The 16429-nt window shown below is 32.7% G+C and carries 17 protein-coding genes and 1 tRNA gene; 5 read left to right on the forward strand and 13 right to left on the reverse strand.

Features of this window, described 5'->3' with window-relative positions; all coding sequences use genetic code 11:
- Positions 1-12 precede the first annotated feature (12 nt).
- The 6 genes from nqrF to PW52_RS08900 are packed head-to-tail and all read right to left on the reverse strand — an operon-like array spanning position 13 to position 6056.
- Entirely contained in the window at positions 13-1323 is a 1311-nt protein-coding gene (gene nqrF, locus PW52_RS08875; protein ID WP_044632565.1) for an NADH:ubiquinone reductase (Na(+)-transporting) subunit F, read from the reverse strand.
- Position 1324: 1 nt separating this feature from the next.
- Positions 1325-2044, reverse strand: a complete 720-nt coding sequence (gene nqrE, locus PW52_RS08880) for an NADH:ubiquinone reductase (Na(+)-transporting) subunit E (RefSeq protein ID WP_044632566.1) — start codon at positions 2042-2044, stop codon at positions 1325-1327.
- A gap of 50 nt (positions 2045-2094) precedes the next feature.
- On the reverse strand, positions 2095-2739 hold the full coding sequence (locus PW52_RS08885; protein WP_044625883.1) for an NADH:ubiquinone reductase (Na(+)-transporting) subunit D: 645 nt from the start codon (positions 2737-2739) through the stop codon (positions 2095-2097).
- A 5-nt stretch (positions 2740-2744) separates the two neighbouring features.
- A complete protein-coding gene (locus PW52_RS08890; protein ID WP_044632567.1) occupies positions 2745-3497 on the reverse strand; it encodes a Na(+)-translocating NADH-quinone reductase subunit C in 753 nt (250 codons plus the stop codon).
- Between the two features lie 4 nt (positions 3498-3501).
- Complete coding sequence (locus PW52_RS08895; RefSeq protein WP_044632568.1) at positions 3502-4701, reverse strand: NADH:ubiquinone reductase (Na(+)-transporting) subunit B; 1200 nt, start codon at positions 4699-4701, stop codon at positions 3502-3504.
- Positions 4701-6056 (reverse strand): Na(+)-translocating NADH-quinone reductase subunit A, encoded by a 1356-nt coding sequence (locus tag PW52_RS08900; protein WP_044632569.1) that lies wholly within the window; start codon positions 6054-6056, stop codon positions 4701-4703. The genes PW52_RS08895 and PW52_RS08900 overlap by 1 nt, the downstream gene beginning before the upstream one ends.
- Before the next feature lie 169 nt (positions 6057-6225).
- Between PW52_RS08900 and PW52_RS08905 the strand changes: the two genes are divergently transcribed.
- Both PW52_RS08905 and apaG read left to right on the forward strand, forming a co-directional pair.
- The gene (locus PW52_RS08905) at positions 6226-7473 is read left to right on the forward strand and encodes a type IX secretion system plug protein (protein WP_044632570.1); all 1248 of its coding nucleotides are present in this window, start codon (positions 6226-6228) and stop codon (positions 7471-7473) included.
- A 104-nt stretch (positions 7474-7577) separates the two neighbouring features.
- Entirely contained in the window at positions 7578-7964 is a 387-nt protein-coding gene (apaG, locus tag PW52_RS08910; RefSeq protein WP_044632571.1) for a Co2+/Mg2+ efflux protein ApaG, read from the forward strand.
- A gap of 84 nt (positions 7965-8048) precedes the next feature.
- Here the strand turns inward: apaG and PW52_RS08915 are convergent, their stop codons facing one another.
- Positions 8049-9047, reverse strand: coding sequence for a DUF6695 family protein (locus PW52_RS08915; protein WP_044632572.1), 999 nt, complete (start codon positions 9045-9047; stop codon positions 8049-8051).
- On the reverse strand, positions 9040-9765 hold the full coding sequence (locus tag PW52_RS08920; protein WP_044632573.1) for an NRDE family protein: 726 nt from the start codon (positions 9763-9765) through the stop codon (positions 9040-9042). The genes PW52_RS08915 and PW52_RS08920 overlap by 8 nt, the downstream gene beginning before the upstream one ends.
- 153 nt (positions 9766-9918) lie before the next feature.
- On the opposite strand from PW52_RS08920, the gene pruA reads away from it, so the two are divergent.
- Together pruA and PW52_RS08930 are read left to right on the forward strand one after the other, a co-directional pair.
- Positions 9919-11547 (forward strand): L-glutamate gamma-semialdehyde dehydrogenase, encoded by a 1629-nt coding sequence (pruA, locus tag PW52_RS08925; protein ID WP_044632574.1) that lies wholly within the window; start codon positions 9919-9921, stop codon positions 11545-11547.
- 137 nt (positions 11548-11684) lie between these two features.
- Positions 11685-12926: a DEAD/DEAH box helicase gene (locus PW52_RS08930; protein ID WP_044632575.1), complete on the forward strand. Its 1242-nt coding sequence runs from the start codon at positions 11685-11687 to the stop codon at positions 12924-12926.
- Between the two features lie 3 nt (positions 12927-12929).
- On the opposite strand, the gene PW52_RS08935 is transcribed toward PW52_RS08930, so the two are convergent.
- On the reverse strand, positions 12930-13595 hold the full coding sequence (locus tag PW52_RS08935) for a M15 family metallopeptidase (RefSeq protein ID WP_044632576.1): 666 nt from the start codon (positions 13593-13595) through the stop codon (positions 12930-12932).
- A 645-nt stretch (positions 13596-14240) separates the two neighbouring features.
- Here PW52_RS08935 and PW52_RS08940 point away from each other — a divergent pair.
- The gene (locus PW52_RS08940; RefSeq protein WP_044632577.1) at positions 14241-14942 is read left to right on the forward strand and encodes a DUF4369 domain-containing protein; all 702 of its coding nucleotides are present in this window, start codon (positions 14241-14243) and stop codon (positions 14940-14942) included.
- A 63-nt stretch (positions 14943-15005) separates the two neighbouring features.
- Here PW52_RS08940 and PW52_RS08945 read toward each other — a convergent pair.
- The 4 genes from PW52_RS08945 to idi all read right to left on the reverse strand — a co-directional run bounded on the left by PW52_RS08945 (position 15006) and on the right by idi (position 16423).
- Positions 15006-15079, reverse strand: a tRNA-Thr gene (locus PW52_RS08945).
- A 59-nt stretch (positions 15080-15138) separates the two neighbouring features.
- On the reverse strand, positions 15139-15408 hold the full coding sequence (locus PW52_RS08950; protein WP_044632578.1) for a hypothetical protein: 270 nt from the start codon (positions 15406-15408) through the stop codon (positions 15139-15141).
- Between the two features lie 80 nt (positions 15409-15488).
- Entirely contained in the window at positions 15489-15899 is a 411-nt protein-coding gene (locus PW52_RS08955; RefSeq protein WP_044632579.1) for a 6-pyruvoyl trahydropterin synthase family protein, read from the reverse strand.
- Positions 15896-16423, reverse strand: a complete 528-nt coding sequence (gene idi / locus PW52_RS08960; RefSeq protein ID WP_044632580.1) for an isopentenyl-diphosphate Delta-isomerase — start codon at positions 16421-16423, stop codon at positions 15896-15898. The genes PW52_RS08955 and idi overlap by 4 nt, the downstream gene beginning before the upstream one ends.
- Positions 16424-16429 lie beyond the last annotated feature (6 nt).

A 16429-nucleotide genomic window follows, 5' to 3' on the forward strand; every position in this document is an offset into this window, starting at 1 on the left:
ACTATTCGGTGTTTAACCACCAAAGTCATCAAATCGGATATGTTCATCTGGAATACCAAAATCTTCACCCATTTTTTGAACCGCTTTGTTCATTAATGGTGGCCCACAAAAATATAATTCAATATCTTCTGGCGACTCATGGATACTTAAATAATTATCGATTACACAGTTGTGAATAAACCCAACAAAACCATCACCTTCAGTGTCATGAATATCTTTTTTCACTTTCCAGTTATCTTCTGGTAAAGGCTCAGATAATGCTAAGAAGAACTTAAAATTAGGGAACTTACGCTCTAACTCATAGAAATGCTCTAAATAGAATAATTCTCGTTTAGATCGTCCACCATACCAATAAGTAACCGTTCTTCCTGTTTCTAATGTTTTAAATAAATGATATAAATGCGAGCGCATTGGCGCCATACCAGCACCACCACCAACGTAAAGCATTTCTGAATCACTTTCGTTAATAAAGAACTCTCCATAAGGACCAGAAATAGTTACTTTATCACCTTGCTTTCTTGAGAAAATATAAGATGATGCCACACCTGGATTTACATCCATCCAACCGTTTTTATTTCTATCCCATGGTGGCGTAGCAATACGTACATTAAGCATAATATCACGCCCTTCTGCAGGATAAGAAGCCATAGAATATGCACGCTCCACGATATCGTCATTTTTCATTACTAAAGGCCATAATCCAAACTTATCCCATTCTGCTTGAAACTTATCTGGTGTTTCATGCTCTTCTGGGTGTGCTGTAATATCTATATCAGCATATTTAATTTCGCATTTAGGTATTTCAATTTGAATATATCCACCTGCTTTGTAATTCATATCCTCTGGAATACGCACAACAAATTCTTTAATAAACGATGCCACATTGTAGTTACGTACAACTTCTGCTTCCCATTTCTTAATTCCAAAAACTTCTTCTGGAATTGTAATGTTCATGTCTTGTTTAACTTTTACTTGACAAGCTAAACGTGCACCATGTTGTAATTCTTTTCTTGTAAAGTGAGGTGTTTCGGTTGGTAAAGCCTCTCCTCCACCTTCTAAAACATGACACTCACATTGTATACAAGTACCACCACCACCACAAGCCGATGGTAAGAATATTTTTTGATTACCTAAAGTTGATAATAAACTACCACCTGAAGCGACTTCAATTTCTTTTTCACCATTGATAGTAATTTTTACTGGACCAGATGGCGATAATTTTTGTTTTACAAATAATAATAACGCCACTAACAACAATGTAATTACTAAAAAAGCACTTACTGTTGCAATAACGGTTCCTAATGTTCCTGCTGCTAAAATCATATTACTTTATAACTTTTATGTTGTTAGCGACTTCAATGTCTTTTTTTGAATCTTCTTTTTTCTCAATTTTGGCAGCTTTTTCTTCTGCTGGAGCTTCTTCATCACCTCCTGTAAGCATTCCTCCAAAACTCATAAAACCAATGGCCATTAAACCAGTAATAATAAAAGTAATACCTAAACCTCTTAATGGAGCTGGTACGTTAGAGTAACGTATTTTTTCACGTATTGCTGCGATAGCTAAAATGGCTAAAAACCATCCTATTCCTGAAGAAATACCATAATTAAACGCTAAGCCTATAGTTTGAATTTCGCGAGATTGCATAAATAACGAACCTCCTAAAATCGCACAGTTTACAGCAATAAGTGGTAAAAATATCCCTAAAGAGTTGTATAAAGATGGTGAAAACTTTTCCACCACAATTTCCACTAATTGTACCATAGTTGCAATAGTTGCAATAAACATGATAAACGAAAGGAAACTTAAATCGTACTCTGCATATTCTGCCCCTAGCCATTTTAAAGCACCAGGTTGTAAAATATACTGGTCTAACAACCAGTTTACAGGCACTGTTACTGCTAATACGAAAACTACTGCAGCACCTAAACCTACGGCTGTACTTACTTTTTTAGATACCGCAAGGTAAGAACACATCCCAAGGAACGTGGCAAATACCATGTTATCTATAAATATTGATTTGAAAAATAATTCTATATGTTCCATATTCTTTATTTTGATGAGATTCTGAAAACAAGTTCAGAATAACAAGTCAATTAGTCTTCGATTAAATCTTTATTTCTACTACGTTGTACCCAAATAATAATTCCAACAACAATTAGCGCCATTGGCGATAATAACATGAAACCATTGTTTTCGTAACCAATAGCATATAATCCTGTTTTCTCAATTGGATCTCCTAAAACTTTAAATCCTAACAATGTACCAGAACCTAATAATTCTCTAAAGAAACCTACTATAACCAGAATTACACCGTAACCTAAAGCATTACCAATACCATCTAAAAACGAACGCCATGGTCCATTACCTAAAGCAAACGCTTCAAAACGTCCCATAATGATACAGTTGGTAATAATTAAACCTACAAATACCGATAGGGTTTTACTTAACTCGTACGAGAAGGCTTTTAAAACTTGATCTACAATAATTACCAAAGCGGCAACTACAACTAGCTGAACAATAATTCTAATTTTTGAAGGAATAATGTTTCGCATTAACGAGATTACCACGTTACCTATACCTAATACAGCCATTACAGACACAGCCATTACAATTGATGCTTTTAACTGAGCAGTAATTGCTAAAGCCGAACAAATACCTAATACTTGAATAGTAATTGGGTTATTATCTGCTAACGGATCGGTGATTAACTTGGCATCTTTTTTTGATAAAAGTCCCATACGTTTTAGTTATTTTTAAGATTATCGAAATAAGGTTTGTAAAGCTTTAAATCGCTTTTTATCATTGCAGTAACTCCATTACCAGTAATAGTAGCTCCTGCAATTGCATCAACCTCGTTATCGGTTTTGTTTTCATTTTTTGGATCGGCATTACCTTTTGCAACATCTACACCTTTAAAGTTTCCGTTGCTATCTAATAAATGTTCTCCAATAAAGTCATCCATAAAAAAGCGCTCTTTAATATTTGCTCCTAAACCAGGTGTTTCTCCCTTGTGATCGAAATAAGCACCTTGAATAACCATATTTTTATCTAAAGAAACATATCCCCAAATGGCATCCCATAAACCTTTACCATAAATTGGAATAACATAGTATGTTTTACCATCTTTATCGCCTAAAAATATAGGTAGCTTTCTTTCTTCTGGATTATTTGTTCCTATAGTTTTTTGCTTTTTAATATCGATAAGGTAAGCTTCAGCATCTTCTGTTACATTTCCATTTTGCATTACCAATTGCTTAGTAATATATTTTGAAAATAACTCTTGAGCTTCACCTGCATCAACAAACACAGCACTACCTTCATCATTATTATTTACTCCCATGGCATATAGAATGTTTTGTTGTTTTTCTATACGTTGGTTTTCTGAAATTTTTGGAGCTAAAGATGAAGCAGTAAATGCTAATAAAGCTCCTACAATAATTACCATGGCAATGGCAAATATTATGGTATATACGTTACTATCTGTTTTATTACTCATCTTTTTAAGCTGTTTTAACTTTTAAACGTTTCATTCTTTTCTTAACGTTCCCTTGTACCACATAATGGTCTATGGTTGGTGCAAAGACATTCATTAATAGAATGGCTAACATGACACCTTCTGGATACGCTGGGTTGAACACACGAATTAAAATTGAAATGAAACCTACCAAAAATCCGTAAATCCATTTTCCTTTATTTGTTTGAGATGCTGTTACTGGATCTGTAGCCATAAAAACAGTACCAAAAGCAAAACCACCAATTAATAAATGATGCCAAAAGGTTTCACTCATTAATCCATAAAACTTGCTACTTTCTGTTATCCAACCAGAACTTACTACACCATTGAATATTAACCCCATTACTAAGGCTCCAACAACAGATGATAACATAATTCTCCAGCTTCCTATTTTAGTAAAGATTAAAAATAATCCTCCCAATAATATTAATAACGTTGATGTTTCTCCAACCGAACCGGGTATAAATCCAAAGAACATATCAGCTACAGAATAACCTGCTCCATTGCTTTGTGCCAAACTACCTAAAATAGTTTCACCTGAAATAACATCTACATTCGCACCATTTGCAACCTCTTGAGCACGCTCTACAGCACCGTGAACCCATACTTTATCTCCAGACATCCATGTTGGATATGCGAAGAATAAAAAAGCACGAATAGTTAATGCTGGGTTTAATATATTCATTCCTGTACCACCAAACACTTCTTTACCTATTACAACACCAAAGGCAACTGCAACAGCAAGCATCCAAAGTGGTAAATCTACAGGTACAATTAATGGTACAAGCATTCCAGTTACTAAGTAACCCTCTTCTACTTCGTGTCCTTTAATTACCGCGAATAAAAATTCTATAGCTAAACCAACACCATAAGATACAATTACTAAAGGCAAAACTTTAATTAAACCAATGTAAAAGGCATCCCATGATAAGAACTCTACAGGAGTTCCTACTGCAGCAAAGTGCTGATAACCCGCATTAAACATACCAAAAATTAAACATGGTACTAATGCCATAATAACGGTGTTCATAGTTCGCTTTAAATCGTCTGCTGCCTTAATATGCGTACCACCATGAGTAGTTTCGTTAGGCAAGTATAAGAACGTATGTAATGCGTTAAAAGCAGGAGCCATTTTGGTTCCTTTATACTTTTCTTTTAAGTTATGTAAATTACTTTTTAAACTCATTATCCTATCTCTTTAATCATTAAGTCTAAACCTTCTCTAATAATTTTTTGATGCGGTTGTTTAGACACACAAACAAACTCGGTAAGTGCAAAATCTTCTGGAGCTACTTCATACATGCCTAACGCTTCCATTTCATCTAAGTCTTTATACATACAAGCTTTTAGAATTTGCATCGGAAAAATATCTAAAGGGAAAACTTCCTCGTAGTTACCAGTTACAACAAATGCGCGATGTTCACCATTTGTATTTGTATTTAAATCGTACTTTTTATTAGGGCTTAACCAAGAAAAAGTTAAAGCTCTTGAAGTAGATACTTTATTAAATATTGGTTTGTTCCAACCGAAAAAATCGTAATCATCGCCTTCAGGAATTACAGAAATTGTATTACTGTAATAATCTAAAGCACCATCGGCTTTAATTTCTTTACCAGAAAGCACATTGCCTGAAATAATACGATCGTTTCCAGATTGCTCTACACCTTTATCATAAATCACTGTAGAAACTTCACTACCAATAATAGTTTTAAAGTATCTTGGCTTCTGAACTGAAGAACCCACCAAAGCAACTATACGCTCTGCATTAAACTTACCAGTTAATAATAACTCTCCAATAATAACTAAGTCCTGCGGATTTACCGTCCACACAACTTCACCTTTATTTACAGGATCTATTTTATTAATTAGCGTACCTACATTCCCCGATGGGTGTGGTCCAGATACTTTATGCAATGTTACACCAGATAAACTTGCAAGTGGCGATGATGACGATTTACCAACCGACACATGCACTTTACCTTCAGTAAGTTTTGCTAAGGCTGTAACTGCTGCTTGTAATTCGGCTTCTTTACCCTGCAAGGTAAAATCCAAATCGGCAGCAAGCGGAGCAGAAGCATAACCCGAAATAAAAATGGCTTTTGGTGCCTTTTCTGGGTTTGCAATTACATCGTACGGTCGTTGTTTAATAAACGGCCAGCAACCTGCTTGTAGCAAATGCGATTTAACAATTTCCGCTGTTGCGCCATCAATATCAAACTTACCATAATCTTCAAAAGTTTGTGGTTTGCTTGCTTCAATTTTAATAGCATCAATGCGTCTTTTTGGTCCACGTACAACCTCAATAACTTTACCCGAAACTGGCGATAAAAACTTTACCGCTTCGTTGGCTTTATTGTAAAACAAAACACCACCTGCGTTAACAGAGGTTCCTTCTTTTGCAACAAGTTTTGGAATAACACCGTGGAAATCTTCTGGTCTTATGGTGCAGTAGTTACTTACAACTGCTTGTTCTACAGTTTTTTCAGCTTCACCATTAAGTTTAATGTCCAGACCCTTTTTAATACGAATGTCGTTTGACATATTATTTTTTTGTTGAATTTATTTTAATAAAAATCGGGGCAAAAATACGAAGTAATTCATATAAATTCTATTTATAATAGCGCTAATAATCTATTTATACTAATTCTAAATAATACTTTTTAATTAGGCATAGATTTTGTTTATATTTACTAAAATTTTAATAGATTTAATGACTATTTTAAACCGCTTTGTTTTAGTATTTTGCTTTATTTCTTCGTTTGTTTTTGCACAAATAGAAGAAATTAATCCACCTGATTATATTAAAACCATAATTTTTAAAAGCAACACCGATTTATCACAACTTCCTATTTTAAAATTGGGTGAAGCTATTCAATTATCATTTGATGCCTTAAATGGTAACGAAGACGACTATTATTATAAAATCGATCATTATAATTACGATTGGACACCTTCTCAATTAATGAAACCGGAGTTTTTAGAGGGGTTCGATAACCAACGTATTCGCAACTACGAAAACTCATATAACACCTACCAAATCTATTCGCATTATAAATTAACAATTCCTAACCGCTTTACTAAAAGCTTAAAAGTTTCGGGCAACTATATTATTTCGGTTTTTAATAACGACGACGAATTAGTTTTTTCGCGAAAATTCATGCTTTACGAAAACCAAGTAAATGTTGGTGTTACGCTAAAAAGGGCAAGAGATTTACAATTTGTAGAACAAAAACAACGCGTTGAAATTTTGGTAAACACAGGCAGCAGCACCTTAAATAACCCTTCACAAACGGTAAAAACAGTCATTATAAAAAACAACAATTTAAAAACCGCAATAAATAATATTAAACCCCAATATACAGTAGGCTCACAACTTATTTACCGTTACGACAAAGAAACTAGCTTTTGGGCTGGAAACGAATATTTTTACTTCGAAAACAAAGATATTAGAGCCGCAAACACAGGCGTACAATACATCGATTTAAAAGATTTATATCACAGTTATTTATACACCAATTTACCTCGAAATAACTCCCCTTACACCTATTTCCCAGACATAAACGGTAACTACGCCGTATTAAATATAGATGCCGAGGATTCAACCATCGAAGCCGATTATGTATGGGTTCATTTTTCGTTAAAAGCTACCGACAACTTGTTGGGCAAAGACATTTATGTATATGGTAACTTTAATAACTTTTCGCTCGATGCCGAAACAAAAATGCAATTCGACGCACAACAAAACACCTATTTTAAATCCCTATTATTAAAGCAAGGGTTTTACAACTATAAATATATTACGTTAAACAACGGCACCATAAACGAAGGAGAAATAGGTGGTAACTTTTATCAAACCGAAAACAATTATAAAGTTTTAGTTTATTATCGCGATTTAGGCGCCCGCTACGACAAAATAATAGGGTTTGGAGAAGGAACATCGGTAAATATCTCGAATTAATGTACCGTTTAACTAATTTTTAAAGTTATCGATCAAAAATTAGCACGAAGCAAAAAATTATTTCTTATTTTTGCTACTAAACACATTGTTTATCAGCAATTAGTATGGTTCAACAAGTAACAAAAGGTATAAAAATATCGGTAGAAACCAATTTTGAAGGCTCATTTTATAAAAATTATAAAATACAGTACGCCTTTGGATATACAGTAACCATAGAAAATCAAAGCAAAGATTCTGTGCAATTAAATGCACGTCACTGGGAAATTTTAGATGCCTTAAATAATGTAGAAATAGTTGCTGGAGAAGGTGTAATTGGTAAAAAACCTGTTATTAAACCTGGCGAATCACACACCTATTCTTCCGGTTGTTTATTATCGTCTCCATTTGGAGCTATGCAAGGCTTTTATAGCATGGTAAACTTTACAACCACTAAAAAGTTTGATGTTACCATACCAACATTTAAATTAAGCGCTCCGTTTGCAGTAAATTAATTTTGGCGTTCGGGCGAGCTTTACGTTATATCTTTTTTCTCATACCTCAAAAAAAGGATGCCACTTCAATCCCTAACGCAACCCTTAAATTACAGTCATTCTGTTAAACTTAAACACTGTTCCGTTTTGTTTTATATTAAAAAATTCACAATTGGAATAATGTACAAACGCGTAGTCTAAATCAAAATTAAAATTCGAATTTTCAGCTTCATAAAAATCGTCAACATCAATATTGCCGTAGGGAGAAATTCTTCTAAAACGGTAAACATTTAATTTATTGGTTCTATGTAATTCAAACCAAGCTCCAGCTGCAATTCCAGATAACCATTGTGCATTTTCATGCAAACCCGAAACAATTTTAGGTTTTAAAGAGCCCACTAGATTAACTTGGTGATTTTTTAATCTATCTAAAAAACAACGTAAGTTTACGCTTTTTTGAGAACCTTTAAATGTTGAAATTTTACCAGTTTCTGTAACTTCATAAACCTCGCTTTCTGTATTTGCTAATAAAACATTACCAACAGTACTTGGCGTAAACCATAATGATTTTTTCAAAGCTTTTTTAACATTACCATCTGTAACCGAAGCTATTAAACTATCAGTTACAAATCGCGCACAATTACAAGCATTTTTTATAAAAGCGGCATACCTAATAAAATGTTTATTTTGCATTTTGGTAATATGTGTACGCGCTTTTAAATAATCAACTTTCGTACAAACTGATGCTACTAGTTTACCTTCGCCATGAGTTAATTTTGGTTTAGTAGCAAGAAATTTTAAAATTTCATCTAAATTAATTATTTGGTTTTCTTGAATTTTTGCTTGAATAGGAAAATGTAATTCATTATCAGTATCTTTACCTCTAACCCGCCCTGTTGGCTCTGGAGTTATATACCTACCAAAATCATGATACTCTAAAATTCCGGTTTCCTTATTTATTAAAACTAAGGCAGCGTGTCCTGCTCGCAAATAATCTTTTTTACCAATACCAATAAATCTTAAAAAAGGAGAATACCACTCATCGGCAACCATAACAATAGTTTCAGGATAAGCTAAGGTTATAATAATTCCGGTATTATTCATTTATAGGCTCAGGAAATTTAAACTGTTCTTTAGAAACAAATTTATTACGAACGTTTTCGTATCTCATTTCTACTATTGTTCCTGTTTTACAAACTTGAGTAATACTTGTGGTTTTTACAATACCACGATTCATTACCGTACCGTATTCGTTATTATCTTTGCCCGCGTATTTATGAAAATCAAGAATATTGTTTACTGAATTTTCATTAGTACTTACAAATTCTTTAAACCATTCTAATCTTTCAACTTTCATATCTGCTGTATATAAAGTTGTCGAAGACCAAATTTTAGGCTCTAAAGGTAATTTTTCAAAGTATTTTTCTAAACCATCCCAAACAAACTGATAAAATTGTAAATCATCATTCCAATCTGCAATTACCAATGTAAATGGTTCAATTCCTAAAAAATTGTAATCATTAAATATATTTATAATGTGCGGAGCAACCAATAACTCTTTAACCACTATACCTCTACTCTTTCTGTATATAGGTTGTCGTGTATGGAGTTTAAAACCACCATTAAGCAAACAAATTAGTCGATTGTTTTCACTAACACCTACCCAAGTACCTTCAGATAATTCATCCTTTGGATATAACATTTTTTTTCCATTAAAATCGTAAAAACTTGGAGGCAAAGATATTCTACTAGGCGCCTCATCTCGGTTGGAAGTTAAAATAAAATCATTATTTCCTTTTGGAAATATAGAAACTGTACACATGTTACAAATAAACTTTTAAACAGGGTTAGCAGTTTACAAATATAAACTAAATATTAACACATTTTTGGGGAAATACAATCATCATTATTCATTTAAAAATTCGTAATTTTGTGGCTCAATTAATGAATTTTCAATAACAAAAAACAACAAATCATGGGAAAAGGCTTTTTTAACGTACCTATTGCCGTAAACGAACCTGTAAAATCTTATGCCCCTGGAACACCAGAACGCACAGAAGTACTTACTGCATACAAGGACATGTTTAATAGCAAAATTGATGTACCACTATATATTAATGGTGAAAATATCGAAACAGGTAACACTAAAGAAATGTCGCCTCCCCATGACCATAAACATATTGTAGGAACGTTTCATTTAGCAGAAAAAAGTCATGTTGAAAACGCCATCTCTACAGCTTTAGAAGCTAGAAAAACGTGGAGTTTAATGCCTTGGGAACAACGCGCTGGTATATTTTTAAAAGCTGCCGAGTTAATTGCCGGTCCTTACCGTGCAAAAATTAATGCTGCAACTATGATTGCTCAGTCTAAAACCATTCACCAAGCCGAAATTGATGCAGCTTGCGAGTTTATAGACTTTTTACGTTTTAACGTACAGTTTATGACTGATATTTACATGGAGCAACCAGAAAGCACAAGCGATGCCTGGAACCGTATTGAATACAGACCATTAGAAGGTTTCACTTATGCTGTTACACCATTTAATTTTACTGCAATTGCAGGAAATTTACCAGCATGTATGGCATTAATGGGTAATGTTGTTGTTTGGAAACCAAGCGATAGCCAAGTATATTCAGCTAAAGTTATAATGGATGTATTTAAAGAAGCTGGTGTACCTGCCGGTGTAATTAACGTGGTATTTGGAGATCCAGCAATGATTACCGAAACTGTACTTGCAAGTCCAGATTTTTCAGGTTTACATTTTACAGGTTCTACCTTTATTTTCAAAGAGTTGTGGAAACAAATTGGTAACAACATTCACAACTACAAAACTTACCCACGAATTGTTGGTGAAACTGGTGGTAAAGATTTTATTGTAGCACATAAATCGGCTAATGCAAAACAAGTGGCAACAGCTATTTCACGTGGTGCTTTTGAGTTTCAAGGGCAAAAATGTAGTGCAGCTTCTAGAGCTTACATACCAAAAAGCATTTGGGCAGATGTTAAGAATTTTGTTTTAGAAGATATTGCTTCTTTTAAAATGGGGTCTCCAGAAGATATGAGCAACTTTATTACTGCTGTAATTCACGAAGGTTCTTTCGATAAATTAGCAAAATATATTGATGGTGCTAAAAACGATACCGATGCCGAAATTATAGCTGGTGGAAATTACGATAAAAGCAAAGGGTATTTTATAGAACCTACGGTAATAGTAACAACAAACCCAAAATACACAACCATGTGTACCGAACTTTTTGGACCTGTAATTACTATTTATGTTTATGAAGATGACGCTTACGCGGAAACTTTAAAATTAGTAGATGAAACTAGCGAGTATGCCTTAACCGGTGCCATTTTATCAACCGATAGATATGCAATTACACAAGCTACTGAAGCTTTACAAAACAGTGCAGGTAACTTTTACATAAACGATAAACCTACCGGAGCCGTTGTTGGTCAACAGCCATTTGGTGGTGCTAGAGCTTCTGGAACAAATGATAAAGCAGGTAGCGCACAAAACTTATTACGTTGGGTGTCTCCAAGAATGATTAAAGAAACATTTGTAACACCAACCGATTATCGTTACCCGTTTTTAGGCGAATAATTAATTACAATTATATCATATATATCAAAAAGTCATCTTTATTAGATGGCTTTTTTGTTTTAATTCTTTTACATAACCTAAAAAATATTTAAAAACAAATTGACTTTCTTTACCGTATCTTTGCCTAAAATTCTTGTATGTCATTTTCAAATTTTAAGTTAAACAAACCTATTTTAAAAGCTATTGATGAAGCGGGTTACCTTGCTCCTACATTGGTTCAAGAAAAAACAATTCCTTCTGTTTTAAACAATAAAGATGTTATTGTTTCTGCACAAACAGGCACAGGTAAAACAGCTGCTTTTGCTTTACCTATTCTTCAAAAGTTTTTCGATTATCAAGATGCACCTAAAAAAGGCAAAAAAGTTAAAGCTTTAATTGTTAGTCCAACTCGAGAATTGGCCTCTCAAATTCAAGATAACTTTAAAACCTTAGGAAAATATACCAACTTAAGATCTGCTGTAATTTTTGGAGGTACTTCTATAGAACCTCAAAAGGATATTTTAAATAAAGGTGTCGATATTTTAATTGCAACACCAGGTCGCCTACTAGATTTACACAAACAAGATTTACTAAATTTAGACTATGTTGAAATTTTAGTTTTAGATGAAGCCGACTTAATGTTAGATATGGGCTTTATTGATGATGTTAAAAAAATTGAACGCCTTTGTACAAAAGAAAAGCAAATTTTATTATTTTCTGCAACCATACCTGCAAAAGTTGAGCAACTTGCCAACACCATTTTAAATACTCCAGAACGTATTGAAGTTGCTACAAATTCTTCAACTTCAAAAAATATTAATCAAATTTTATATTACGTACCTAAACGTAATAAAATGGAATTGTGTTTACACTTACTACGAAACACTATTAAAGGTAGTATTATAATTTTTAGACGAACCAAATTTGGAGTAAACAAGCTGGAACAAACATTAACTAAAAACGGTTATAAAGTTGATAGTATTCATGGCGATAAAACACAAAATTTACGACAAGATGCTTTAAATAAATTTAAAAATGGTTACGTTAATATTCTTATTGCTACAGATGTTGCGGCACGTGGAATAGATATAAATGAATTAGATGCCGTTATAAATTTCGATTTACCTAACGTACCAGAAACCTATGTGCATCGCATTGGTAGAACTGCTCGCGCTGGTAAAACCGGAACGGCTTATTCACTATGTTCTGCAGATGAAAAGAGTTACATTAAAACTATTCAACAACTTATTCAATTAGAAATTCCTATTGAAGATGAACATCCATATCCATTAGACCCTAAAGCTAAACCTGTTGTTCATAAATCTAAAAAAACAGGTAGTAAACATAAAAAAGGACGAAAAAGTACGGCTTCAAAAAAGAAGAAAAAGCGCTGGTATTAAACTTTACTTTATAGGGAAATTAAAATAGGTTTTAGGAAAAGGCTCACCGCGTAAAGTAAAATGCCACCATTCTTTAGAGTAACTTCTAAATCCGTGCTTTTGCATAACACGCTGAAGCAATATTCTATTATCATGCTGCTTTTTGGTTATTTTGCCATACGTAACCCACGATTGTTGTCCAAAAAAATCAAATGGACTTCCCATATCTATTGGCCTTCCCGTATCGGCATCAATTATAGTTAAATCGACAGTACTACCCCGACTATGTCCCGATTTTGAAGCAATATAACCGTTTTTAAACAAGTTTTTTTTCTTTTCCTTCGGATAAAAAATCGATTTATTTATAGTATCATCTAATGCTTTAGCCCATTTAACAAAATGATTAACGGCTTGCTGCGGTCGGTAACCGTCATAAACTTTTAAACATAAGTTTTGTTGTTGAAGTTCTTCTTGCACCAATTTTAAAGCTTCTGCTGCTTGTTTAGTTAAAATTAATTGGTTTGCAAAATACCCTTCAACGTGTTTACCTAAAAAATTGTTGGTAGTGTTATACCTTAATTCAACATCTAAATCTGGTATAACATCTTTTACGTAAACAAATCCATTAGGTAACTGTCCAAAGGATAATAAACCAATTAAACAGATTAAAACAAGTAATAAATTCTTCATAATTATGCTAATTTAGAAAATATATTAAGGCATACTCAATAAACCTATTATTATACTTGATTTTATTGCATAAAAAAACCGAGTTCCCTCAAACTCGGTTTTCTCTCAATTTGCTTTAATTTTTTATGTAGGTTAGATTTGGGGAAACCGCATCAACAACATAATGCAAATATTAATTAATTAATCCATTGAACTAAAAAGTGTGTTATTTAGTACACTTCAAATATAAAACTCTTAAAAACATAAAAACGACTAAAAGCGACTAAAATCGATGAAACGCGTATTTTTTTAACATTTTTCGTCGATAAAATGTATTTTATCGACGAAATGCACAGTTGTTAGTCGTTTGGATGCGCTCTAACTAAATTTAATGTATAAAAAAACACCTCGAAATCGAGGTGTCTTTCTCTAACTAACTAACCAAAAATATGATTTACTTTCTCTAAGTTTAAAGTAACCACTCAATAAACTTTTAATAGGAACGTAATTACTATCTGTATAACAATACTTGTGCCAAACTTTAATTTATAAGATTATATCTCTAATTATTAATAAAAAGTTTTAGCCACACTTATTTTATTTAATATCCTACTAGCTTAATAATTTAAATTATAAGATATTTGCTCACCTTAAAATTATAGAGATATGAAAAAAATAACAATAACGCTTGTTACTTTAATAACACTAATTTCTTGTGGAAAAACAGAAAAGGATTTAACAGTAAATGGAACTATAAAAGGTCTAAAAAAAGGGACGGTTTATCTTAAAAAAATAGAAGATACACTATTAATTACTGTAGATAGTTTAGTAATAAACGGCGACTCCAATTTTAGTTTACAAAGTGACCTAGAATCTCCCGAAATTTTCTTCTTAGATTTAGATAAACATAGTGCAGAACAAGATCGAATTAAATTTTTTGCAGATAAAGGTGTTACAGAAATTAATACTAGTCTTAAAAATTTTGTTTTCGATGCCAAAATTAAAGGCTCTAAGCAACAAGAGATTTATGAAGAATATTTATTAATGATTTCTAAAGTTAACAATAAACGATTAGAGCTAATTAAAGAAAAATTTGAGGCACAACGCGCTGGAGACTCTATTGCTTTAGACTCTTTAGTTAATCTTGATAATGGCTTATTAAGAAGACGTTATTTATATACAGTTAATTTCGCCTTAAACCACAAAGACAGTGAGGTTGCTCCATATTTAGCGCTTTCTGAAATTTATAACGCGCAACTCAAATTTTTAGATACCATTAACCAAACGCTTACGCCAGATATTAAAAACTCTAAATACGGTAAAGAGCTAGAAGCTTTTATTAAAATTATAAAAGAAACCGAAAAATAAAACACAACCGTTTTAAAATGCAAAAAACCTTTCAAAATCATTTGAAAGGTTTTTGTTTTTTAGAGCCGATGGAGGGACTCGAACCCACGACCTGCTGATTACAAATCAGCTGCTCTAGCCAGCTGAGCTACATCGGCGTAATTGCGGGTGCAAATATAATCGCAAAAATTAAATTTGCAAGCACTTTCTAAAAAAATTAACTTAATTTATTAATCTTTTCTATTAACGCCTTCCCTTTTTCTTCCAGTTCAAGGTTAATTGCCTTAAAATGAGCCTTTGGCCTTTCTACATCTTTTGCATTTACTTTTGCTATTAAAACATCAAACGTTTCAATAGCTTCATCAATTATTGCTTCGCTTTCTTTTGTATCCTTATCTGTATTTTCCATTTCCCATACGTAAACAGCTTCAATAATATCCCCTAAAACATAATTTATGTCTTTTTTTAAATCTCTAACATTTGCCATAATATAAATTTTAATTTAATGCAAAATTACATTTAAAATAAATATAAAACTCTTTTTATTTTTACAACTTATAAAGTTTTTTATTTACCACTATAGGTAACGAAATTTCGTGGAGTTTCGTACAGTGTTATTTGTAAATCTAGATGCTTTGATAGTTTTGGTTTTAAAATGTTGTATATAACAACAGCAATATTTTCGGCTGTTGGGTTTAGTGTTTTAAAGACTTCAACCTCTAAATTTAAATTTTTATGATCGAAAGTTTGCTCAATTTCTTCATAAATTAAATCTTTTAAAACCTTCATATCTATAACAAAACCTGTTTCTTTATCTATCTCTCCTGTTACACTTACAATTAACTCGTAATTATGTCCATGAAAGTTAGGGTTACTACACTTACCAAAAACAGCTTTATTTTTATCGTCGCTCCAAGTTGCTCGATAAAGTCTGTGAGCAGCATTAAAATGGGCTTTTCTGCTTACTGTGGCTTTCATGGCTTTGTAATATTTATGTGTTTATAAAACTTTTCAAAAATAATTTTAAACCACTCGGTATAAGTATCTGGATTTAAATTAATATCATTTTTTACGGCTTCTAAAGGCATCCATTTCCAAGCTTCAACTTCATCTGTATTAATTTCTGGGGCATCATTAAAGTACCCTAGCATAATATGGTCGTACTCATGTTCTGTTAATCCATTATCAAAAGGGGCTTTATAAATAAATGAAGTTGTTTCTTCTAACTCGGTTACAAATCCCATTTCTTCAAATAATCTACGTTTTCCAGCTTCTATATTGCTTTCACCTTCACGCTGGTGGCTACAACATGTATTTGTCCATAAACCCGGAGAATGGTATTTGCTAAAAGCACGCTGCTGTAACATTAGTTCATGCTTATCATTAAAAACAAAAACTGAAAATGCACGATGTAATAATGCTTTTTCATGAGCCTCCATTTTACCCATTAATCCTATTTGTTCATCTTGTTCATTTACAAGAATTACTTTTTCTTCTTCCATAGTAAA

Source organism: Neotamlana sedimentorum (assembly GCF_000943565.1).
GTDB lineage: Bacteria > Bacteroidota > Bacteroidia > Flavobacteriales > Flavobacteriaceae > Neotamlana > Neotamlana sedimentorum.